Source organism: Okeania sp. SIO2C2, assembly GCF_010692625.1.
In the GTDB taxonomy this organism is placed as follows: Bacteria; Cyanobacteriota; Cyanobacteriia; order Cyanobacteriales; family Microcoleaceae; genus Okeania; species Okeania hirsuta.
This window is the reverse complement of the sequence record NZ_JAAHGM010000001.1, coordinates 166986-187079: the sequence shown is the minus strand read 5'-3', so window position 1 is coordinate 187079 and position 20094 is coordinate 166986. Positions and strand designations below refer to the sequence as shown.

The following is a 20094-nucleotide window of genomic DNA, read 5'->3' as shown; positions in this document are numbered from 1 at the left end:
ATCTCCTACAAAAGAGGGAGTGGGGAAGTGCTTACTAAGGGTTTTTTTACCTTTGATGTCAAAGAAGTGTGGGACACCCAACCCTAACTCCTCCCAGGAGTGGAGTAGAGAGTTGTTAGGAGGAGAGGAGAATAGAATTTAATTAGAAATTAGTCGGATATATTTGTCTCTTAATTTTTCGGCGTTGCACAGTGACGAATGATTTGATATTTTTGATTGAGTTGGATTGTGGATTAATCAATTGCTAGAATGATTAATTAATGGTTATTTTTAGTCAAAATCTAAACCAATTTTTGGCAATATCATTCCATAATGTGCAACCCCAAGACTTTAGCCTTCTGAGATTACAAAAAAGTTAGCATTTTGGGCAAATCAAGGACAGAAAAATTGAGGGAAATTCTTACTTCTACCTCCTCTAAATTCCCCGTTTCTCCTGACTCCTAACTTCTGACTCCTACCCATAGCAAAAAACTTTATTCAGCAAACCCTAATTAATGCTAAATACCGTGACAACTATCAAAAAGGTATAAGGCTAGTGTTAATTGCTTAATAATTGAAGTGCTACCTAAGTATAGCATAACTTTTGGCAATTGGTATTAGACCCTCTTCCTTCTTCCTTCTTCCCTCTTCCTTCTTCAAGGTAAAGAATACCCTGTTACTTTTGTGATAAATTCCACAACCTTTTCATAAGCTTCCGGATCGATATTGGGACTAATAATAATATCTTTTGTACTATCTGGTAGCCAAAAAGTTATACGACCATTAGGTTCAGAAGCAAATGTAGTAATACAATTCAAATTTATCAACCATTCATGGCGATCGTAAATAATATGTACCCAACATTCATCATTAGTGAGACAGTTTATCTCAATCTTTTCTGTAATATATTTTATGACTAGCTGATAGTCATGTTCGCAACTTTGCTTATTTAATATAATTGGCTGACTGCTATTTGGCAACCAAAAAGTTATCTGCTTATTTGACTTACAAGAAAAAGCAGTAATACTATCAAGGTCAATCAAGTATATACTTCTTTCATAGTCTATTTTAATCCAGTAGGCCACAAGACCCCCTCAAAGCTTTGATTTCTTGCATTTCTCGACATTAGTGCAAGTTACTCTAAAAGTTCGATTGACACTATTAAGTTACCCTCGATCTTGTAAATTACGACTCTATGAAAAAGATTTCTTCTTTAATCAAGGAGTTGCACTACTACTAAAAGTTTGAAATATCGAAGGTTCAAAGGTAACTATCAGCTATTAATATTAGAATATCTAACAATGGTTAATGCTGTATTTAGATTATTAGTAATAGCCTTAAATTAGGCTATTAAACTTGATAACAAAGAATAAAAAAATTTTTTTTGAGTAACCAATAACCTAGTCATAACTTAGGATAGAACCTGTACTAACTACATTATCTTGGGTGAGTTCAACATTATTTACAGACAAATCATAACATTTTTCTTGTGAACTAGCAGCTTTAAAAAAGCTATGAAATAGAGGGTGAGGAGTGCTAGGTCGAGATTGAAACTCTGGATGAAATTGTGTAGCAATAAAGAAAGGATGAGTGGGAAGTTCAATAATTTCTACTAACCTACCATCCGGAGAAGCTCCACTAATAACATATCCTGTTTCTAACAACAAGTTCCGGTAAGCATTATTAAATTCATATCTATGACGATGACGTTCATAAATCACCTCTTGCTGATAAGTCTGAAATGCTAATGTATCAGTTTGAAGACGGCAAGGATAAAGTCCCAGTCGCATAGTACCGCCCAAGTCCACTACATCTTGTTGTTCGGGTAACAAATTAATCACTGGGTTTGGTGTTTCAGGGTCAAACTCTGCACTATGGGCACATTCCAATTTTGCTATATTCCGTGCCCACTCAATTACCGCACATTGCATTCCCAGACATAACCCCAAAAAAGGAATTTTTTGCAACCGAGAATATTCAATAGCAGCTATTTTTCCATCAATACCTCTCACGCCAAACCCTCCCGGAACAATAATTCCATTCACCTTTTCCAGGTAGGTCTTTGCTCCTTTGACCTCCACATCTTCAGAACTGACCCAACGCAAATTTAAGTCCACACCAATAGCTATTGCAGCATGGCGTAATGCCTCTACCACTGATAAATAAGCATCGCTCAGTTGAATATATTTACCTACTATCGCAATTTCGATACTTGTAGTAGTAGATGATTGGACATTTTTTGTCTCTATTTCAGGATTGTCCCGATGATAAAGACGATTAACCAAAGTTTGCCACCTATCAAGATTTGGTTGACGTTGCTCCATATTTAATAATTCTAGAGCTTGCACGGCTAGTCCTTCTGCCTCTAACATTAGAGGTACTTCATAAATACTTTCGGCATCTTTTGATGTAATTACGGATGCTACAGGTACATCACAGAATTCAGACATTTTTTCTTTTAAGCTGGGACTAAGTTGGCGATCGCATCGACAGACTAGAATATCTGGCTGAATACCAATAGAGCGCAACTCTTTGACTGAATGTTGAGTGGGCTTAGTTTTCATCTCCCCTGCCGCTGCAATCCAAGGGACTAGGGTAACATGGATATATAACACATGATTTCGTCCCACATCTTTACGAAATTGCCGAATAGCTTCTAAAAAGGGCTGAGATTCAATATCTCCTACAGTTCCCCCAATTTCTGTAATTACTACATCTGGATTAGCATTTTTGGCAACTCTATGTACCCGCTCTTTTATTTCATTGGTAATATGAGGAATAACTTGAACTGTGCCTCCTTTATAATCGCCTCGTCTTTCTTTATTGATTACTGCTTGGTAGATTGAACCCTGGGTAACACTATTCAGGCGAGACATGGAGGTATCTGTAAATCGTTCGTAGTGGCCCAAGTCAAGGTCTGTTTCTGCCCCATCTTCTGTGACAAATACTTCCCCATGTTGGAAGGGACTCATGGTACCTGGGTCTACATTGATATAAGGGTCTAATTTCAGAATAGATACGGAATAATCCCGTGATTTGAGCAAACGGCCTAAGCTTGCTGCTACAATTCCTTTACCAATACTGGAAACTACTCCACCAGTTATAAATACAAATTTACTCATAAATTTTTTTTTGAAGAAGGTTTTGGGGTTTAGGTTTTAGGTTTGAAGAAGGTTTTAGGTAGTAGGTCAAAGGCTGGAAAAATCTCATTTCAATAGTTATAATTTTTGGCATTTTTGTGTGGATTTTAGGTAATAAATACTTGTCAATACTGAGATTTGAATTTATTATTTGCTTTTGGACGGTTAATCTACATCATCACTAACTTGTATACTTAACAATTACTTTTAGCCTGTTTGAGCTAAAGTTCAACTAAAATTTTCCACCTACCTAATTAATATCTTAAATTTTTCTAAAATTTGGGTGCATCTCATATTTGCAAAAACACTTTTTTCCTATATATTCCCTGTTCCCTGTTCCCTGTTCCCTGTTCCCTAAAAGCGATAAATTTTTTGCTTTATTCACGCATTGAGATGCATCCTAAAATTTTGCTTTAATTGTAAAATAGTAATCTCCACCAGCTTCTAGTTGATAATCCCATTTTTCTAAAAACCTACCTAAAGGTTCTTGAATTAAAGCACGTCCTTGAGAAGGTTGAATGGAAAGAGTTTTTTTATGGCGAAAACCCCATTTAAAATTCCAATTAAAAGAACCAGCACTTACTTCTCCTTCGATAGTGCCTTTTTGCCAAGACTGACGAGTTACTCTGACATAAGCAGTAGTTTCTGGTAAACCTTTATAACTCATTAATAGTTACAAGTCACACTTTTATTAAAGCCAAAATTTTAAACTTATATAATACCCTCACTTATACTAATAAAGGCAGTTTTAAATACTTTCTTCAAGAGACATCTCCAGAAAATAAACTTGACCTTTATTTACTATAAACTAGGGTTTTCATTAATGGATAATTGATAATGGATAATTGATAATTACCTCTGGTTAAAACCGTTATTGATTGAATATAAGGAGATATTATTTCTTCTCTTGGTCCATTGGATATGGTTAGGAAACCCATCCATCCCATCCTACGGAATGCTCCGCAAACGACCGCTTTTTTCCCCTTAAAAGGCTATCCCTTACCCATAAGTCTTGAAACCTTTGTGGGGAGCAGGGGAGTAGGGAGCAGGGGAGAAAGGAGAAAAAATCATAGTAGTTAAGTAAAACTACTGAAGTTGTCAAAAAAAAGTATCTTTCCATACATTATTTTCTCCCGAAAAAGCAGAACCAAGACTTACACATAACTCCTCTATTTTGTCAAGCTTTATGTTAAGAAAGATGTGGGTAAAGCATAGCTTAAAAGGGGAGGCTTTAAACCAGAATTCTTTAATTATTAATTATTAATTATTAATTATTAATTATTCGGTAAAAGTTACTCAAAAAATCATTTTCCGTGTTGTTTTCCTAAAAACATCTTCCCTGTTACCTGTCTCCTGTTCCCTGTTCCCTGTTCCCTGTTCCCTGTTCCCTGTTCCCTGTTCCCTGTTCCCTACTCTTACAAAAAGTCTATATCTTTAATTCACCAGATGTCTAATAGTAAATTAATCTTCTGATCAGCTTACACTACGACTGTTATAGAGACTCATAGCTTTTTCTATTCCTTGTCTCAAAGAAAGCTCTACAGCTTCTACAACTAATTTCAGCACTTGAGTCATTAATTGACTTTCCGTTGGGCTAAACTTTCCTAAAACATGACCAATAGTATTTGGGTCTCTACTCTCAGCACCAGCATTCTTTGGCTTACCTATACCTATGCGCAAACGAGGAAATTCTTGAGTCCCTAAATGAGCGATCGCTGACTTCATGCCATTATGGCCACCAGCAGACCCAGATAACCGTAGTCGCAGTCGTCCCATCGGCAAATCCATATCATCATATATTATTAGCACTGAGTGTGGTGGCAATTTATACCAATCTAACACGCTACGAATTGCTTGTCCCGACTTATTCATATAAGTCAAGGGTTTGACCAAATAAATTTTATCGGATTTTATACCTCTGCCTTCTCCAAATTCCGCTTTAAATTTTCGGTTTTCCGATAGAGAAGTATGCCACATATTGGCTATACTATCAACTGCCGCAAATCCTATATTGTGTCTAGTTCTTTCGTATTTTGGCTCTGGATTTCCCAAACCTACAATTAATTGAGGAATCACTAAATTTAGCCCTGGCGCAACCTCTTTCATTACGTTAATAATCAAAATTAAATCGTCAAAAATATTATATTTTTTTTGATTGGCTCAGGTAATTTTTTTCTCTACTTTTACCAATAATTAATAATTAAATAATTCTGGTTTAAAGCCTCCCCTTTTTAGAGAAAAACAAAGAAATAATATTTCCTTATATTCAATTCCGTAACAGTTTTAACCAGAGGTAATTATCAATTATCCATTATCAATTAATGAACAACTAGCTTTTCTGGGTTGTATCTGTAGGAGAAGAAACGGTTACTACTTTTTCTGACTCTGATTCAGGAGGATACTGACTAACTTGAGACCCTTCTTCTAACTGTTTTGCCTCTCGTTTAAACTCATTTTCAAACTCTTTAGCTCCTGCTTTAAAACTATTTATCGCTTGCCCTAAACTACGACCAATTTCTGGTAGTTTCTTTGGACCGAATATCAAAAGAGCTACGACTAAAATTACAATCATTTCAGGCAGACCAATACCAAAAATATTCATCTTGTTTTTTACTCCTAAAACTTATCTGAGATTATTACTAAGGATATGGCTAGGGCTGGAGAAATTTTAATTAATTGAATTTCTTAGCCCTACTCTTTAATTCATCTTATTTAGTTAGATTAGCCCAGTCCACATCAACATTCTCTAACAACAACGAAGAGTTGTAGATTTGGAGAATAATCAACAAGAATACAAAAAATAAGCCCATAAAAACGGCCATTAATGGTGTAGTTCCCCAACCGGGAGATACTTTACCATATTCAGAGTTTAAAGGTTTGAGCAGGTCTCCTAATCCAGTTCTTTGTGCCATAAGTTTCTATGTAATCTATAATTCAGCAGAATTTTTTAATCTTTTGTAATATTGTATATGTATAACACTCATAATTTTAATGAATTATATGGAACCTGCAACAGTTCTTAGTATCTCTATCGGTGTAATGGTTGTGGCCATCACCGGCTTTTCAGTTTACACAGCTTTTGGACCTCCCGCTAAGGAGTTGAGAGACCCTTTTGATGAACACGAAGATTAAGGTTAATTAACTATTATTGATTTATTAATATATATAAACTTATGTTATTATAGATTGATATAGTTATACTTTTGTTTGCTAAAGCTTAAAAACATGGACTATCCAAGACAAATATCTACAAAATGTCTATGTTTTTACGCCATTAATCTGTGTTATTATTACATATGTATGCTAAAATCAGAGTATTCTAGCAATAATTATGGACTGTTTGAAACTCGACTTTTCATAAGGACGAAAACCCGCCTAGGGAATCCTAAACTCAATGTGTTTGAGCGGAATATTAACCAACCTTCGCGCGCCAGTAGACTTATGGACAGGTGAGGCGGAAAATTACTCTTACTCACTGATGAAGAGCGTGTCTAGGATTGTCTAGATTTTTAGGCGTTGGTGAATATAGAATGCTATAGAATAAAAATGCTTCAGTATTCCATTTCCTGACTACTATACTACTTAAAATTTAAGACTGTGCCAATTCCTATCTAGAGGATTACAAGTTCACCAACGCCGATTTTTAGAAGGTGATTAACACTCTCTCGTTATCATTATCAAAATTTAACGGGAGATTATTGCCAATTTTAACTGGCCTCTTAATACTAGGGTAAAGTAATTCCCGATGTTTTTGACCAGGGAATAAAGGGTTTGCCGTTTAGTCCTGTAGTGCTTGACCCACTAAGAATGACTAGGCTTTCAGACCTTTGAGTAGGTTTAGTTGAGCGGTTAACAGCTATTAATTTTCTGTCATTTTTTTGACAGAAATATTCTAGACATTCTAGAAACATAGACCAACTTACGTCATTAATTGACTTAGCCAATCTGTCCGAACTAAACCCTTAATATTGAGATTTTCAATCGCCACAAAATCGTTTCGCTCTCGTTGCTGACCCCTGATGTGATTCTTTAAACTTTTTCTCCATAGTCCTACACCTCAAAAACTCTTGACAGAGCAAAGTATTTGCCGATCGCTGAGTGCTTTATTTAAAGAAAACAGGTTAAAATAGAGGTCTTAATTCTTTATTGTAGTTTGAGTTTCATGGGCAACACATTTGGACATCTATTTCGGGTAACAACATTTGGTGAATCCCACGGAGGAGGAGTAGGAGTTATAATTGATGGTTGCCCTCCTCAACTAGAAATAGATGTTGCAGAAATTCAATATGAGTTAGACCGTAGGCGTCCGGGACAAAGCAAAATTACTACACCCCGCAAAGAAACAGATATTTGTGAAATACTGTCTGGAGTATTTGAAGGTCAAACTTTGGGTACGCCAATTATGATGTTGGTGAGAAATAAGGATGCTCGTTCACAAGATTATCAGGAGATGGCTAGTAAATATCGTCCATCTCATGCCGATGCGACTTATGATGCTAAGTATGGTATAAGGAACTGGCAAGGTGGGGGACGCTCTTCAGCTAGAGAAACTATTGGACGAGTTGCTGCAGGGGCGATCGCTAAAAAAATTCTTAAACAATATTCTGGTGTGGAAATTGTAGGTTATGTGAAGCGCATCAAAAATTTAGAGGCCATCGTTGACCTAGAAACGGTGACTATAGAACAAGTGGAAAGTAATATTGTCCGTTGTCCAGATACCGAATGTGCAGACAGGATGATTGAATTAGTAGAGCAAATACGGGATGTGGGAGATTCTCTGGGAGGTGTGGTTGAATGTGTGGCCAGGAATGTGCCAAAAGGTCTTGGTTCTCCTGTATTTGATAAATTAGAAGCAGATTTAGCTAAGGGTGTAATGTCTTTGCCAGCGAGCAAAGGATTTGAAATTGGTTCTGGTTTCGCAGGTACTACTCTGACAGGTAGCGAGCATAATGATGAATTTTATACAGATGATCAAGGGGAAATTCGCACTGTTACTAATCGTTCTGGAGGGGTACAGGGAGGAATTTCTAATGGAGAAAATATTGTGTTGCGGGCAGCATTTAAACCAACTGCTACAATTCGTAAAGAGCAGCGTACTGTTAGTCGTAGAGGTGAAGAGACATTGTTGGCAGCTAAAGGAAGACATGATCCTTGCGTTTTACCTAGAGCTGTACCTATGGTAGAAGCAATGGTAGCTATAGTGCTATGCGATCATTTATTGCGCCATCATGGACAATGTGAGAGTTTGAAACATAAGGCGCTACGCGCTAGGGAATAGGGAATAGGGAATAGCTAACTGTAAAAGGGTTTTTCCCTGTGGAATCCATCAGGAAACAGGATTGAAAAATGTCTTAACCAATTCGGTGTTGCTGATTTGAGGTATGAAATTCAACTTTGGGTAAATTTTAAGCAAAAACAATATTGCAAATTATACCTATTTAGTCACCGAACAACTCTTTTCTACCTACTGACTCCTGACTCCTAGCTCCTAACTCCTGTGAAATCATACATTTATTCAGCAACGCCAGCAATTCTTGTAATCCTATAAATAGTGCTTTGCAGATTGGTTAATTATTAAAGTTGGACAATTTTTTGAATTGGCAATAATTAACAACTTATAGAAAAGCAAGCTGCTATATTTTCTCTCTCTAGTTCAATTTCCTAAAAATCCAGAAATCTTTAAATTCATAAAGTGGAAACTGCTAAAAGAAAATTCATATGGAAACTAAACTTTCTTCTGAAGTGCTAACTCAAGATAATGTTGATTTCTCCAAGATGTCTGAACAAATGGGAGATTTTTTAGTTAAGTTCTGGGGTGTACGAGGTAGTGTTCCTACCCCAGGGAAAGATACTGTTAGATATGGTGGAAATACTTCCTGCATAGAAATGCAAATAGCTGGTAAGCGCCTGATATTTGATGGCGGTACTGGTCTACGAGAATTAGGCAAGGAAATGATGCAGGATATCCCAGTAGAAGCTTATATGTTTTTTACTCATTATCACTGGGATCATATTCAAGGTTTCCCTTTATTTACTCCTGCTTTTACCCCAGGAAATAGTTTTCATATCTACGGAGCTATACCTCCAGAAGGGGAGTCCATGAGAAAGCATTTTATACAAAGGGTTCTACATTATAATTCTCCTATTCCTTTAAATGGTATCCAGGCTGACTTACGTTTTTATGAGCTTCAGCATGGGGAAAAAATGATGCTGGATGATATTGAGATTGAGACTGGTTCTCTGAATCATCCTAATACAGCAATGGGATATAGAGTGACATGGAATGGACGGACGGTAGTTTATTGTTCTGATACGGAACATTTTCCCGATCGCTTGGATGAAAGTGTGGTAGATTTAGCCCGCAATGCTGATGTATTAATCTATGATGCTATGTACACTGATGATGAGTATCATAATCCTAAGTCTTCTAAGGTGGGTTGGGGACATTCGACTTGGCAGGAAGCAATCAAAGTAGCTAAAGCAGCAGGAGTAAAGCGGGTGGTAATTTTTCACCATGAACCTACTCACAGTGATGATTTTCTCGATGAAATAGCAAAAAAAGTCAAAGCAGCTTTTCCCCAGGCAGTTATGGCCTGCGAAGGTTTAGTCCTGCCAATGGGAGTTTAAAAAGCGTTTTCTGGCGGAATGCTGCGCAAACAGCAATTCAGTAGTTCAGCGGTCAGCTCCGCAAACAGATACCTAATTAGGGTTTGCTGAAAAAGTCTTTTAGTAGGAGACAGGAGACAGGAGACAGGAGACAGGAGACAGGAGACAGGAAGAACAGGGAATGAGCGAGGAGGTAGGAGTAAGAATTGTAAGAGTGATTTTTCTACCATAGTCAGCCCAAAATACTAGCTTTTTGCAGCTGTTGGCACCGAAAAGCTGGCACTTTTTTGAACCCCAAAAAGGCTAATACCTTTATTTATCAATACTTTGAGAATTAATCAGCAGAGCAATAATTAGGGTTTGCTGAAAAAAGCAGAGTGTGGGGACCCACCCCTCGCCCCTCCCCCTCCCAGGAGGGGAATGTGGGGAGGGTGGGGAGAGCTGAGAAAGTAGGAGGAATAATTGTACCTGTATCTTTCTGTGCTTATCTGCCTTTTATCCTGACTTTTTGGTCACTCAAGCTGAAAAGTTGGCACTTTTTTTCGCTCCAAAAAGGCACTTACTTTTATATGTCAGTGTTTTTAGATTTAATCAGCAAACCCTAATTATATGCACAAATTTTTAGGCTAATAGCTGAAGCGCTAATAGCTGATAGCTAGTTAAAATAACTACTTTTAGTACAGGTTTAATAATAGTTGCTTTCGATATTCTTTACTGGTAGAGTTATCATCTCCTAAGATATTAAATATTGCCAGCATTGCTTTGCGTGCGCCGTCATTTTTATATTTACGATTTCTGGTGACTATATCTAAAAATAATTTTAGTGCTTCTTCATAGTTAGCTGATAGTGTTAAGCTACAAGCTTGAGCATACATTTTATCTAGTTCACTATCACCAGGATTTTCTGCTTCTTGTTTAAAGTGAATTAGTCCTTTTACTGCTTGTATTTGGGGATAAAACTCTCGGTTATTTTCTCCAATAGTTTCTATTAGTTTTTGAGCTTCTTCTAATCGATTTAAGCTGACTAAAAATTTTGCAGCTTCTATGATTAAGCTAATATTACGAGGATATTTTTGAAAAAGCTGGTCTAAAAGATTTTTTGCTTCTTTTAATTCACCAGATTTTGTCAAATTTCGCAGTGTTTCTAATTCTGTTTCTAGTTCTGATTTTAGGTTAAGTTCACCTAGAAAATTTCGTAGTTTTGGCTCTGATAGAACTCCTACAAAACCTGGTTTAACTTCTCCTTGAGTTACGATTTTAACATCTGGTACTCCCTCTACACCATAAGTTTGAGCTAATTCGGGATTATGATCGACATCCACTTTAGCTAAGATAAAGTCATATTCTTGAACCAACTTTTCTAAGATTGGTTTAAGCATTTTACACGGACCACACCAAGTAGCGTAAAAGTCTACTAGAACAGGTTTTTTGTGGGAATTTTTTAAGACTTCGGTGGCAAAGGTTGTGTTGTCAACTTCTATAGATATACCCATTGAATTCCTAGAATATTTTGTGTTATTAACTATTATGTCATTATGTCGGAATTGAGCAAATTTTTGACTATATAATATGAAATAGGTGAATGTTTGCTACAGGCAATTGATGGGGAGATAGAGAGATGTGGAAATGGGGGAATGGTAAAATAGCATAATTACTTGTATTTCAGATAAAATTTATCTTTTATTCTCTCGCTCAACTTGCTCAACTTATTTATTGAGGTTTGGTGAAATAATTGTATTATTATTTTTTGTATTTCATATAAGGTTAAAATTTTCAATTATTTTAACCTTGCTACCCTAGAATTTGTATCAAGTTTGAATAAGTGCGTTATCAATAAAAAAAATCTTGTTTATAGTTATGAGAAAGAGAGATTATACAAAGTCTGGTTTATCAAAAAGATTGATGATTTTTCCCTATTTCCTGTTCTCTCCTTTAAAAAATATCATATTCGTATAATCAGTTATGATTTAGATTGCTTTAGTCAGAGTTTTGTTGGAATATATGTAGAAAATTACCATTTTTTAAATTACTGTAAATTGCAAGTATATGAAGTACAAATATTTAAGACCTCGCCCTTCAGGACGGAGTTTTAATGTTTGTGGTGTGGGCATTTTGTCCACGACTTATGTATAGCAATGTGCGCTGGCCTGGCATATTTACAAATTACAATAACTGTCCAATAGCTAAAAACCTTGTATTATCGGTTTTTTATTCCCCCTGTTGCCTGTTGCCTGTTGCCTGTTGCCTGCGCACAGCGCTATACCTCATATCATGTCCGGTAGCATCGGTCTTGTATAGAGAAGCTCAGGAAGACCGAAGTTGGAAGAAGGAAGAAGCTTTAAGAAAAGGAAAAATTTTACTTATATGGCGGTAGATATTTCCCCAACTGTTACACGGGACTATACCAAGGGACATGATATCACTTATATCATCTCCGCTTGAATACTTATAAATTAAGAGAGTAGGCAGTAGGGATAATAGGGATATTTGCCCTGTGTAAAAAGATAGGTTTTTTCATAACTAATTTCCGGACTTGATATTAGATGAAATCTGCTGTAGGTATTAGGTAAGGCGGTAAACTTTTCTCATCTAGAATATTACCTATAATCTACAAACCTTGTTTGATATAGCAGAAGGAAGAAGGCGTTTAGTTATCTAGGAGAGAAGGAAAAATATTGCGTTGTCTGAATTTTAAGCTTTTGATATGTCTTATACCAAGGGTGTTAACGAAGTCAGAAGTCAGAAGTCAGAAGTCAGAAGTTATTTTTGTAACGGGGATTTTGAGCAACCCTCCAAAAATATTTCGCCTTAAAAGGCGGGGTTTTAGACCCATATTATTTTGATAAATATTTGCTACAAGTAACTAGGTTATTTCTTAGGCAGTCAGTGGTAGAGGCAAACCGCCGTTTGCCCGTACAGGTAGGGGAGCTATCGGATTGGCGACGTACAGAATGAATAGCTTTAATACCATTTATTAGGTCATAATTTATCTTTTTCATCCAATGGACATTTCCTATAAAGTCTTTATAATTGCCCTTATTATTAGTAACATTATTTTTCCAAATTGGTATTAACCTTCCTTCGACTGCTATAGCACTACGCAAATAGGTTAGGACATTCCTCTATTTCCTATTCTCTAATGCCTACTCCCTACTCCCTTTTCACTCAAATTTATTGTCCTAACCAAAGAACTGGAGTTTAGACTAAATTTTGGAATCTTCAAATAATCTACCCAGAAGCAATGAAGACTTGGAACTCACTACCCTTGGGTAATATCAGGGATGTGAATTTTCTCGATGCTCTTTATGGTTTGTATTTTTTAGGGAGTTTGGGTGAGGAGTAGGTTATTCAAACTCTTCAAAAAGTCTGGCCATGGGACAATTAACCCATAGCAAAAGCTCTGGATAATTAACTTAAAAGTTGTTGCAATGCTGATACAGAAATAGTTTCAGCCTAGGTTCAACTATCTCACTATTCTCCCTCGGCAAGTGTTCGGCCCGCTGTAATTAGTCTAAACTCCAGAAAGAAGGTACTGCTATATAAATGTGCCAATTACCTATTACCAACTTTTATGTCATCAAGCACTAATTTAAATCCGAATATACCTGAAGAGTATGCCAAACTTGCGACTATATATGCTAAACAGAAAAAATGGGAGTTAGCAATTGAAAACTACCGTCAAGCTATTGCACTAAAGCCGAATTTTTCTTGGTATTACTATCATTTAGCACAGGTTTTACATCAACAAGAAAACTGGGATGAAGCTATAAAATTTTACTATGGTGCTATAGAATTAAACCATGATTTTTCTTGGTCTCATTATAATTTGGGAGATGCTTTAAGCAAATTAAAAAGATGGGAAGATGCTGTTAATGCTTACAAAAATGCAATTAAAATAGATCGAATTTTTCCTTGGTCTTACTATAATTTAGGCAATGCTTTAGTAGAGTTAAAAAAATGGGATGAAGCGATATATAACTATATTTATGTGGTTAAGTTACAGCCAGGAGCGCCAGGAATTTACAGTAAATTAGGAGATGCTCTAGAACAAAAATATAATTCAGATATAGATGCAGCAATTCAGGATTATCATCAAGCTATTCAGCATCAAGGGCAACATCTTATTTACGATAAATTACTGGAATTTTTACAAGATAATCCAAATTTATTTGTAGAAATAGCAAATAATTTAGCTAAAGCAGATAAGAATAATGGGGCGATTATTTTTTATAAAATAGCTTTAGAGATTAATCAAGATGACTTAGAAATTTGCCACAAACTACAGCAAGTTTTAGATAAAAAATACCAGTTATCCCAAGAAATTTTAGAACTCCGCAAAAAAATAGAATTAAATCCAAATAGTAAGTCTTATTATAATTTGGGTATTGCCCTAACTCGACAACAAAAATGGGAGGAAGCAGTTGTAGCTTATCGTCAAGCTATTGAAATTAATCCAGACCTATCTTGGTGGTTTTATTACAATATATGGGAAGCTTTTGCGAGAGAGGATAAACTATCAGAAATACTCACTTTTTTCCAGAATTTTCACAAGTCTAATCCTGATTCTTATTGGTCTTACTTAAATATAGGAGAAGCTTTAACTCGTTTGAATAAAATGGAAGAAGCTATACCTTATTATCAAACTACTTGTTATCAGCAAACTCAGAAATTATACCCTGAATTAGTATCTCAACCATGGAATTTAGAAGAAGTACAAGGACCAAATTTTATCATTATTGGAGTTCACAAAGGAGGTACTACTTCCCTTTATAGTTATCTGACTCAACATCCACAAATTGTTCCTCCGATTAAAAAAGAAATGGATTTTTGGTCTTGGAAATTTAATGAGTCTATAAATTGGTATTTAGCTCATTTTCCAGTAATTTTAGAAGGAAAAAATTTTCTCACAGGGGAAGCTAGTCCTAGTTATTTTGATTATCCAAATGCTGCAAGAAGAATTTTTCAAGTTTTCCCTAAAATTAAGTTAATTATATTATTGAGGAATCCTGTAGATAGAGCCATGTCTCAATATTATCAATGGCTACGATTAAACTGGGAAAATCGATCTTTTGAGGAGGCAATTCAATTAGATTTAGAGCAGCTAACAAAAGCTCCTGAAAAAGTTAATTACTGGATGAAGGAATTAAATTATTTAGCACGAGGAGTATATGTTGAATTTTTTCAGGAGTGGATGAGTTTATTTCCACGGGAACAATTCCTAATTTTGAAAAGTGAAGATTTTTATGCCTATCCAGAAGTTACTATGGGGAAGGTTTTGAAATTTTTAGATTTGCCAGAATATCAACTCTCAGAGTACAAAAATTATAATATGGGAAATTATTCTCCTATTGATTCATCAATTCGTAGAAGTTTAAATAATTATTTCCAAATTCATAACCAAAGATTAGAAGAGTATTTAGGAATTAAATTTCACTGGGATTAGGAGTAAATTCAGTGATCAGTTAACAGTTATTAGTACTTCCTGGAATAGGGAGGCAAGAAAATACTGAAAATTCTTTGTTATACCCTGAAAAAGGAAGGCTTGAGACCCGATATTTTTGTCAAAAAAAGAGAGATTGAAATTTGAGTGGGTGACAATCAGGTTATGAGATTATTTCAAATATTTATTGATTAATTGGTAGTCCTGCATAGTAATTGTATACAAGGAACAAGAGATGTTTGGCACAGAAGCAAGATGCTTCCACTGCCGTACTTCATAACAAAAATAATGCAATGCACGACCATTACAATGCACCACCACGGATTAATTAATCCTTAGGAGTTTAATGATTATTTCCAAATTCATAACCAAAGATTAGAGGAGTATTTAGGAATGAAATTTAACTGGAATTAAGAGTAAATTCAGTGATCAGTTAACAGTTATCAGTACTTCCTGGAATAGGGAGGCAAGAAAATACTGAAAATTCTTTGTTATACCCTGAAAAAGGAAGCCTTAAGACACGAAATTTTTGTCAAAAAAAGAGAGATTGAAATTTGGGTGAGCTACAATCAGGTTATGAGATTATTTCAAACATTTATTTATTCATAAATCTGTAGGAGTTTCAATGATTATTTTCAAATTCATAACCAAAGACTAGAAGAGTATTTAAGAATGAAGTTTAACTGGAATTAGGAGTCAATTCAGTTATCAGTTACAACCTATTCCATGTAAGTGTGGTACAGTAATTATAGTAGATTGTCTCAAAAAGAATGAAAACTTAATTCCATACTTCAACAACTATTTAAAAAACTAATCCTACTGTACCTCATCAACCTGGAATACCCTTGATCGGTACTTCCTGCAATAGGGATACGAGAAGATTCATAACTTGATTTATTATACCCTGAAAAAGGAAGGATTGAGACCCGATATTTTTGTCAAAAAAAGAGAGATTGAAATTTGGGTGAGCTACAATCAGGTTATGAGATTATTTCAAACATTTATTTATTCATCAATTCGTAGAAGTTTAAATGATTATTTCCAAATTCATAACCAAAGACTAGAAGAGTATTTAGGAATGAAGTTTAACTGGAATTAGGAGTCAATTCAGTTAGCCTCCTACCGGATAAACTGCAGACTTCAGTTAGCCTCTTTACAAAAGAGTTACCCTATCAGTACTTCCTGGAATAGGCAGGCAAAAAAATACTGAATTTTATTTTTTATATCTTGAAAAATGAAGGCTTGAGACCCGATATTTTTGTCAAAAAAAGAAAGATTGAAATCTGGGTAGCCTACAATCAAGTTATCATATTATTTTCAAAAGTTTAAAACATCAATATGTATTCAAATTTAACTCCTGAAATGTCAGCTTTTAGTTTGTATCAAGAAGCAGAATCTTATTTAGAAGCTGGAAAATTAGATGAGGCTTATTTATACTGTGAAAAATCTCTAGAAGTATTACCAGTTTATCCTTTAGCTTGTAAAACATTAGGAAATGTTTTGCAGGCAATGGGAAAGTTAGAAGAGGCGATAAATTGGTATACAAAAGCTATGATGCAGCAGCCAAATTGGGCGGAGGTATACATAAATATTGGGAGTTTATATGCTAAACAAAATGAATGGCAGTCAGCTATAGCTTGTTATGAAATAGCTATTGAATTACAACCAAATTTGGCTGGTGCTTATCGAAATTTATCTAGGGTTTGCCAAAAATTAGGTAACTTAAGTTTGGCAGAAAAATATTGGTATCAAGCTCAAAAAGTAGAATTAGAAAATACTGCTTTGGCAAAAGTGAATCATGGGGATATTTTATTAAATGAAGGTCAAACGGAAGAGGCAATAACTGATTATCGTGAGGCGATAGAATTAAATCCTAATTTATCGGAAGCTTACTCTAAATTAGGAGAAGTTTTAGTAGAGGGAGGAGAATTAGATGCAGCTATCAATTGTTATCAACATTTGATTAAACTTTTACCTGAGAACTGGATATTCTCTTACAAACTAGGCACAATTTTCCAAGATATAGGCAAGTTAAATGATGCAGTTGAGGCATTTCAACGAGCTATAGAACTTAATCCAAATTTTCCTTGGTCTCACAAACATTTAGCAGATATTTTGTATGAACAGGGTAAGTTAAATCAAGCTATTACTTTTTATCATCAAGTGATTAAAATTAACCCTAAAAATTGGGATGCTTACTGTAAAGTAGGGGAAATATTGCTGAAGCAAGGAAAAATAAATCAAGCACTTATCATTTATCAAAGTGGTCTCAAACTTAATCCTAATTTAGCGAGACTTCACTATAAAATAGGCGAAGCACTGAGTCAACAAAAAAAATTTCACTTAGCAGTTCCATCTTATCGTCTAGCTATAGAATTAAAAGTGGATAACTATTTATTTTATCGTAAATTAGCAGATGCTTTACAGCAACTAGGACAACTAGATGAGGCAATTATTAATTATCAAACAGCTATTGAAATTAATCCTAATTCTTGCTGGTTATACACATCCTTAGGACAAGCATATATTCAACAAAAAAATTGGTCTGATGCTGTTGAATGTTTGAAAAAAGCAATACAAATTAAACCAGACTACCATAAAGCTTACGAAAAAATAGCCTATATTTTTGAACAGTTAGGCGATCGCTCTGCAGCAGAAAAATGTAGATATCAATATCAATTACCATCTGAAGTAGGGTAGTAGGGGAGTATTCAACAATTAATAATTAATAATTAATAATTAATGATTAACAATTACCTCTCCTTTCCTTGAAAAGAAATCGTTACAGAAAACTAGACTCGAAAGAATTAGAAAAATATTTGAAGAAGGAGACAGGAGACAGCTATACTGGAGACAGGAGGAAAATTACATGGGGATAGTCAACGAAGGGCCGCTCCGCGTCTACGCTCCCCCAAGTAATTTTGAACACCCCCGTTGACGGTGGGGTATTAAACCCACAAAGAAAATGATAAAAGCAAATCCGGAAGTAAAATAAAAACTCATAGCAGAAAAATTTGAAGTTAGTACAACGGCAATCTGGACTGCATTGAAAAAAATGAAAATAAATAGAAAAAAAAGAACTTCGTTACCAAGAAAGAAGTAGAGAAGAAAGAATAAAGTATTATAGAGCCTTGAGAGAATTAATCAAAATATATGGAAGTAAAAGTTTAGTATATATTGATGAATCAGGATTTGAAGAGATAAGTACTTGTATTTATGCTCGCTCAGTCAGCACTTCATTTAAACCACGGGCGACTTTGAGATAACCAGCGATCGCTCCCCAAATTGCTCCGAGAAGAAAACCTCCTGTCAATGCTAGGGGTAAATGTATCCATATTGGTAAGTTAGGCAAATGGAGACTCAAGATATTGAATCAAATCCATTTTCGGGTCGCCAATTAAATCCTTTAATATTGCCAGAAGTTTTCCTATTCCAGCAAGTGAAGCACCAGCACCTCCCAATGTTAACCAGATAGTTAAAAGTTGATTATTTCCATCTTCTTTATCTTCCTCAGTCTCAGTTTTTTTACCACTTTCATTTCTATCTTCCTCTTCTGACTCTGAATCTGTTTTAACATTATCTGCCAAGTTTTCCAACCACGGAAAAATTCCCGCAACTTCATCTTTAAAAAAGTAAGCAATTGGAATAGAAAAAATAATAGTAGCCATCAACCATATTATTACCAAGGTCTGGAGAAATTTCACTGGTTTTTCTTTCCAGTCAAGACGATTACCGATTAGAGTTAAGTAACTACAAAAATTATAGAAAATATCAGATAAATTACGATTTTTCGACAATTGTTCTAAAAAAGATAGAGCAAAAGTCGCCCAAAGAGATTCAGATTTTTCATGTCGCCAAGCATTAAACCAAACTGTTTGAGTTTCTTGTTTTAATTTTAATCTGAAAAGTTCATAGATGTCTGATACATCGCTGAAAATAATCCTGTCTTTTTTAATTCTCTGCCCAACTTTCTTTAATTCTTCCTTATCTAATTCTTTAGACTTCTTTTTAACCTCAGATTCAAGTTGTTTCATAAAAGAAGACTTACCGCTACCCCATTCACCTTCGATAGAAATAGTTAGTGGCGGTTTAGTATCTTGATGAGTCAAAAATTCAGCCATTGCTATGACATAAGGTGTAAAACCAAGTTCATCTTTTGTCGTAGGTTGGTCGCCCAACGCAGGACTTTGCTTTGAGTTTTCTGTAGAATCTGGCATAATTTTAAAAGTCAATAATTAAGGAATTATAATTATGATACTTAGAGAAAAACAAAAAGTTGATTTGAAAGTTATTCTCACAGAACGTCGAAAAATTTCCTACTCAGAAATTGCTGAATTTTGCCAACGCTGGAATATTACTGAATTAGCTTTATTTGGCTCAGTATTACGAGAAGATTTTCACCCTGATAGTGATGTTGATATTTTAGTAGTTTATCATTCTTCTTGTCAGTTAACATTGTCAAAATTATTAGATATCCAAGAGGAATTAGAAGTAAAATTTGGACGTGCAGTTGATTTGGTGGAAAAAGCTATGATTAAAAATCCCTATCGTTTAGCTAATATTTTAAAGACTTATCAAGTAATTTATGCAAAACAATAGAGATATCGCTTCAGTTTGGGATATGGTACAGGCAATTCGTCGAATTCAAGAGTTTACTACTGATATAAATTACAGTGAGTATTTACAGAACATTTTGATACAAAGTGCAGTAGAGCGTCAATTTGAAATTTTGGGTGAATCTGCACGTCGAATATCTTTAGAATTTCAACAATTACCGAATTATTAATTATTAATAATTAATAATTAAATAATTCTGGTTTAAAGCCTCCCCTTTTAAGGGGAAAAAAGAAATAATATTTCCTTATATTCAATCAAGAGCGGTTTTAACCAGAGGTAATTATCAATTATCCATTATCAATTATCAATTAA

The 20094-nt window shown here is 35.0% G+C and carries 19 protein-coding genes and 1 pseudogene; 9 read left to right on the top strand and 11 right to left on the bottom strand.

Annotated elements, in window-relative coordinates; translation table 11 throughout:
• Positions 1-635 precede the first annotated feature (635 nt).
• The 6 genes from F6K18_RS00795 to psbH form a co-directional block, all read right to left on the bottom strand.
• Positions 636-1064, bottom strand: coding sequence for a hypothetical protein (locus F6K18_RS00795; protein ID WP_287517730.1), 429 nt, complete (start codon positions 1062-1064; stop codon positions 636-638).
• A 315-nt stretch (positions 1065-1379) separates the two neighbouring features.
• On the bottom strand, positions 1380-3101 hold the full coding sequence (locus tag F6K18_RS00790) for a CTP synthase (RefSeq protein WP_287517728.1): 1722 nt from the start codon (positions 3099-3101) through the stop codon (positions 1380-1382).
• A gap of 418 nt (positions 3102-3519) precedes the next feature.
• Entirely contained in the window at positions 3520-3786 is a 267-nt protein-coding gene (locus F6K18_RS00785) for a DUF3146 family protein (RefSeq protein WP_287517726.1), read from the bottom strand.
• 806 nt (positions 3787-4592) lie between these two features.
• Positions 4593-5225, bottom strand: a complete 633-nt coding sequence (gene pth / locus F6K18_RS00780; protein ID WP_287517782.1) for an aminoacyl-tRNA hydrolase — start codon at positions 5223-5225, stop codon at positions 4593-4595.
• A 223-nt stretch (positions 5226-5448) separates the two neighbouring features.
• On the bottom strand, positions 5449-5721 hold the full coding sequence (locus tag F6K18_RS00775) for a TatA/E family twin arginine-targeting protein translocase (RefSeq protein WP_287517725.1): 273 nt from the start codon (positions 5719-5721) through the stop codon (positions 5449-5451).
• A gap of 106 nt (positions 5722-5827) precedes the next feature.
• Positions 5828-6031: a photosystem II reaction center phosphoprotein PsbH gene (gene psbH, locus F6K18_RS00770; protein WP_287517723.1), complete on the bottom strand. Its 204-nt coding sequence runs from the start codon at positions 6029-6031 to the stop codon at positions 5828-5830.
• Positions 6032-6119: 88 nt separating this feature from the next.
• On the opposite strand from psbH, the gene psbN reads away from it, so the two are divergent.
• The gene (psbN, locus tag F6K18_RS00765; protein ID WP_287517721.1) at positions 6120-6251 is read left to right on the top strand and encodes a photosystem II reaction center protein PsbN; all 132 of its coding nucleotides are present in this window, start codon (positions 6120-6122) and stop codon (positions 6249-6251) included.
• 593 nt (positions 6252-6844) lie between these two features.
• Here psbN and F6K18_RS00760 read toward each other — a convergent pair.
• A complete protein-coding gene (locus tag F6K18_RS00760) occupies positions 6845-7063 on the bottom strand; it encodes a hypothetical protein (protein WP_287517720.1) in 219 nt (72 codons plus the stop codon).
• Between the two features lie 218 nt (positions 7064-7281).
• Between F6K18_RS00760 and aroC the strand changes: the two genes are divergently transcribed.
• The 3 genes from aroC (at position 7282) to F6K18_RS00745 (ending at position 10330) form a co-directional block, all read left to right on the top strand.
• Positions 7282-8397 carry a chorismate synthase gene (gene aroC / locus F6K18_RS00755; RefSeq protein WP_287517719.1) on the top strand — a complete coding sequence of 372 codons (1116 nt, stop codon included), beginning with the start codon at positions 7282-7284 and terminating at the stop codon, positions 8395-8397.
• 440 nt (positions 8398-8837) lie between these two features.
• Positions 8838-9746 (top strand): MBL fold metallo-hydrolase, encoded by a 909-nt coding sequence (locus F6K18_RS00750; protein WP_375341280.1) that lies wholly within the window; start codon positions 8838-8840, stop codon positions 9744-9746.
• Between the two features lie 356 nt (positions 9747-10102).
• Entirely contained in the window at positions 10103-10330 is a 228-nt protein-coding gene (locus tag F6K18_RS00745) for a hypothetical protein (protein ID WP_287517716.1), read from the top strand.
• A 69-nt stretch (positions 10331-10399) separates the two neighbouring features.
• Here F6K18_RS00745 and F6K18_RS00740 read toward each other — a convergent pair whose 3' ends face one another.
• Together F6K18_RS00740 and F6K18_RS00735 are read right to left on the bottom strand one after the other, a co-directional pair.
• The gene (locus F6K18_RS00740; RefSeq protein ID WP_287517778.1) at positions 10400-11251 is read right to left on the bottom strand and encodes a tetratricopeptide repeat protein; all 852 of its coding nucleotides are present in this window, start codon (positions 11249-11251) and stop codon (positions 10400-10402) included.
• A gap of 1308 nt (positions 11252-12559) precedes the next feature.
• On the bottom strand, positions 12560-12724 hold the full coding sequence (locus tag F6K18_RS00735; RefSeq protein ID WP_287517714.1) for a hypothetical protein: 165 nt from the start codon (positions 12722-12724) through the stop codon (positions 12560-12562).
• A 572-nt stretch (positions 12725-13296) separates the two neighbouring features.
• Between F6K18_RS00735 and F6K18_RS00730 the strand changes: the two genes are divergently transcribed.
• The 3 genes and pseudogenes from F6K18_RS00730 to F6K18_RS00720 all read left to right on the top strand — a co-directional run.
• Positions 13297-15168 carry a tetratricopeptide repeat protein gene (locus F6K18_RS00730; protein WP_287517712.1) on the top strand — a complete coding sequence of 624 codons (1872 nt, stop codon included), beginning with the start codon at positions 13297-13299 and terminating at the stop codon, positions 15166-15168.
• 1335 nt (positions 15169-16503) lie between these two features.
• The gene (locus F6K18_RS00725; RefSeq protein ID WP_287517709.1) at positions 16504-17865 is read left to right on the top strand and encodes a tetratricopeptide repeat protein; all 1362 of its coding nucleotides are present in this window, start codon (positions 16504-16506) and stop codon (positions 17863-17865) included.
• 304 nt (positions 17866-18169) lie between these two features.
• Positions 18170-18392, top strand: a pseudogene (locus tag F6K18_RS00720) (IS630 family transposase); the annotation flags it as partial.
• On the opposite strand, the gene F6K18_RS00715 reads toward F6K18_RS00720, so the two are convergent.
• Both F6K18_RS00715 and F6K18_RS00710 read right to left on the bottom strand, forming a co-directional pair.
• Entirely contained in the window at positions 18380-18517 is a 138-nt protein-coding gene (locus F6K18_RS00715) for a hypothetical protein (RefSeq protein ID WP_287517791.1), read from the bottom strand. The pseudogene F6K18_RS00720 and the gene F6K18_RS00715 sit on opposite strands and share 13 nt — an antisense overlap.
• A complete protein-coding gene (locus tag F6K18_RS00710; RefSeq protein ID WP_287517706.1) occupies positions 18510-19382 on the bottom strand; it encodes a P-loop NTPase fold protein in 873 nt (290 codons plus the stop codon). Before F6K18_RS00710 ends, F6K18_RS00715 begins: the two co-directional genes overlap by 8 nt.
• 34 nt (positions 19383-19416) lie before the next feature.
• Between F6K18_RS00710 and F6K18_RS00705 the strand changes: the two genes are divergently transcribed.
• Positions 19417-19764: a nucleotidyltransferase family protein gene (locus F6K18_RS00705; protein ID WP_287517705.1), complete on the top strand. Its 348-nt coding sequence runs from the start codon at positions 19417-19419 to the stop codon at positions 19762-19764.
• Positions 19751-19951: a DUF86 domain-containing protein gene (locus tag F6K18_RS00700; protein ID WP_287517704.1), complete on the top strand. Its 201-nt coding sequence runs from the start codon at positions 19751-19753 to the stop codon at positions 19949-19951. Before F6K18_RS00705 ends, F6K18_RS00700 begins: the two co-directional genes overlap by 14 nt.
• The last annotated feature ends 143 nt before the right edge of the window (positions 19952-20094 follow it).

What these genes read in the sequence shown, in the direction of transcription:
- F6K18_RS00790 (WP_287517728.1), bottom strand. Translation starts at nt 3,101, where the DNA reads ATGAGTAAATTTGTATTTATAACTGGTGGAGTAGTTTCCAGTATTGGT.
- F6K18_RS00785 (WP_287517726.1), bottom strand. Translation starts at nt 3,786, where the DNA reads ATGAGTTATAAAGGTTTACCAGAAACTACTGCTTATGTCAGAGTAACT.
- pth (WP_287517782.1), bottom strand. Translation starts at nt 5,225, where the DNA reads ATGAAAGAGGTTGCGCCAGGGCTAAATTTAGTGATTCCTCAATTAATT.
- F6K18_RS00775 (WP_287517725.1), bottom strand. Translation starts at nt 5,721, where the DNA reads ATGAATATTTTTGGTATTGGTCTGCCTGAAATGATTGTAATTTTAGTC.
- psbH (WP_287517723.1), bottom strand. Translation starts at nt 6,031, where the DNA reads ATGGCACAAAGAACTGGATTAGGAGACCTGCTCAAACCTTTAAACTCT.
- psbN (WP_287517721.1), top strand. Translation starts at nt 6,120, where the DNA reads ATGGAACCTGCAACAGTTCTTAGTATCTCTATCGGTGTAATGGTTGTG.
- aroC (WP_287517719.1), top strand. Translation starts at nt 7,282, where the DNA reads ATGGGCAACACATTTGGACATCTATTTCGGGTAACAACATTTGGTGAA.
- F6K18_RS00750 (WP_375341280.1), top strand. Translation starts at nt 8,838, where the DNA reads ATGGAAACTAAACTTTCTTCTGAAGTGCTAACTCAAGATAATGTTGAT.
- F6K18_RS00735 (WP_287517714.1), bottom strand. Translation starts at nt 12,724, where the DNA reads ATGAAAAAGATAAATTATGACCTAATAAATGGTATTAAAGCTATTCAT.
- F6K18_RS00730 (WP_287517712.1), top strand. Translation starts at nt 13,297, where the DNA reads ATGTCATCAAGCACTAATTTAAATCCGAATATACCTGAAGAGTATGCC.
- F6K18_RS00725 (WP_287517709.1), top strand. Translation starts at nt 16,504, where the DNA reads ATGTATTCAAATTTAACTCCTGAAATGTCAGCTTTTAGTTTGTATCAA.
- F6K18_RS00710 (WP_287517706.1), bottom strand. Translation starts at nt 19,382, where the DNA reads ATGCCAGATTCTACAGAAAACTCAAAGCAAAGTCCTGCGTTGGGCGAC.
- F6K18_RS00705 (WP_287517705.1), top strand. Translation starts at nt 19,417, where the DNA reads ATGATACTTAGAGAAAAACAAAAAGTTGATTTGAAAGTTATTCTCACA.
- F6K18_RS00700 (WP_287517704.1), top strand. Translation starts at nt 19,751, where the DNA reads ATGCAAAACAATAGAGATATCGCTTCAGTTTGGGATATGGTACAGGCA.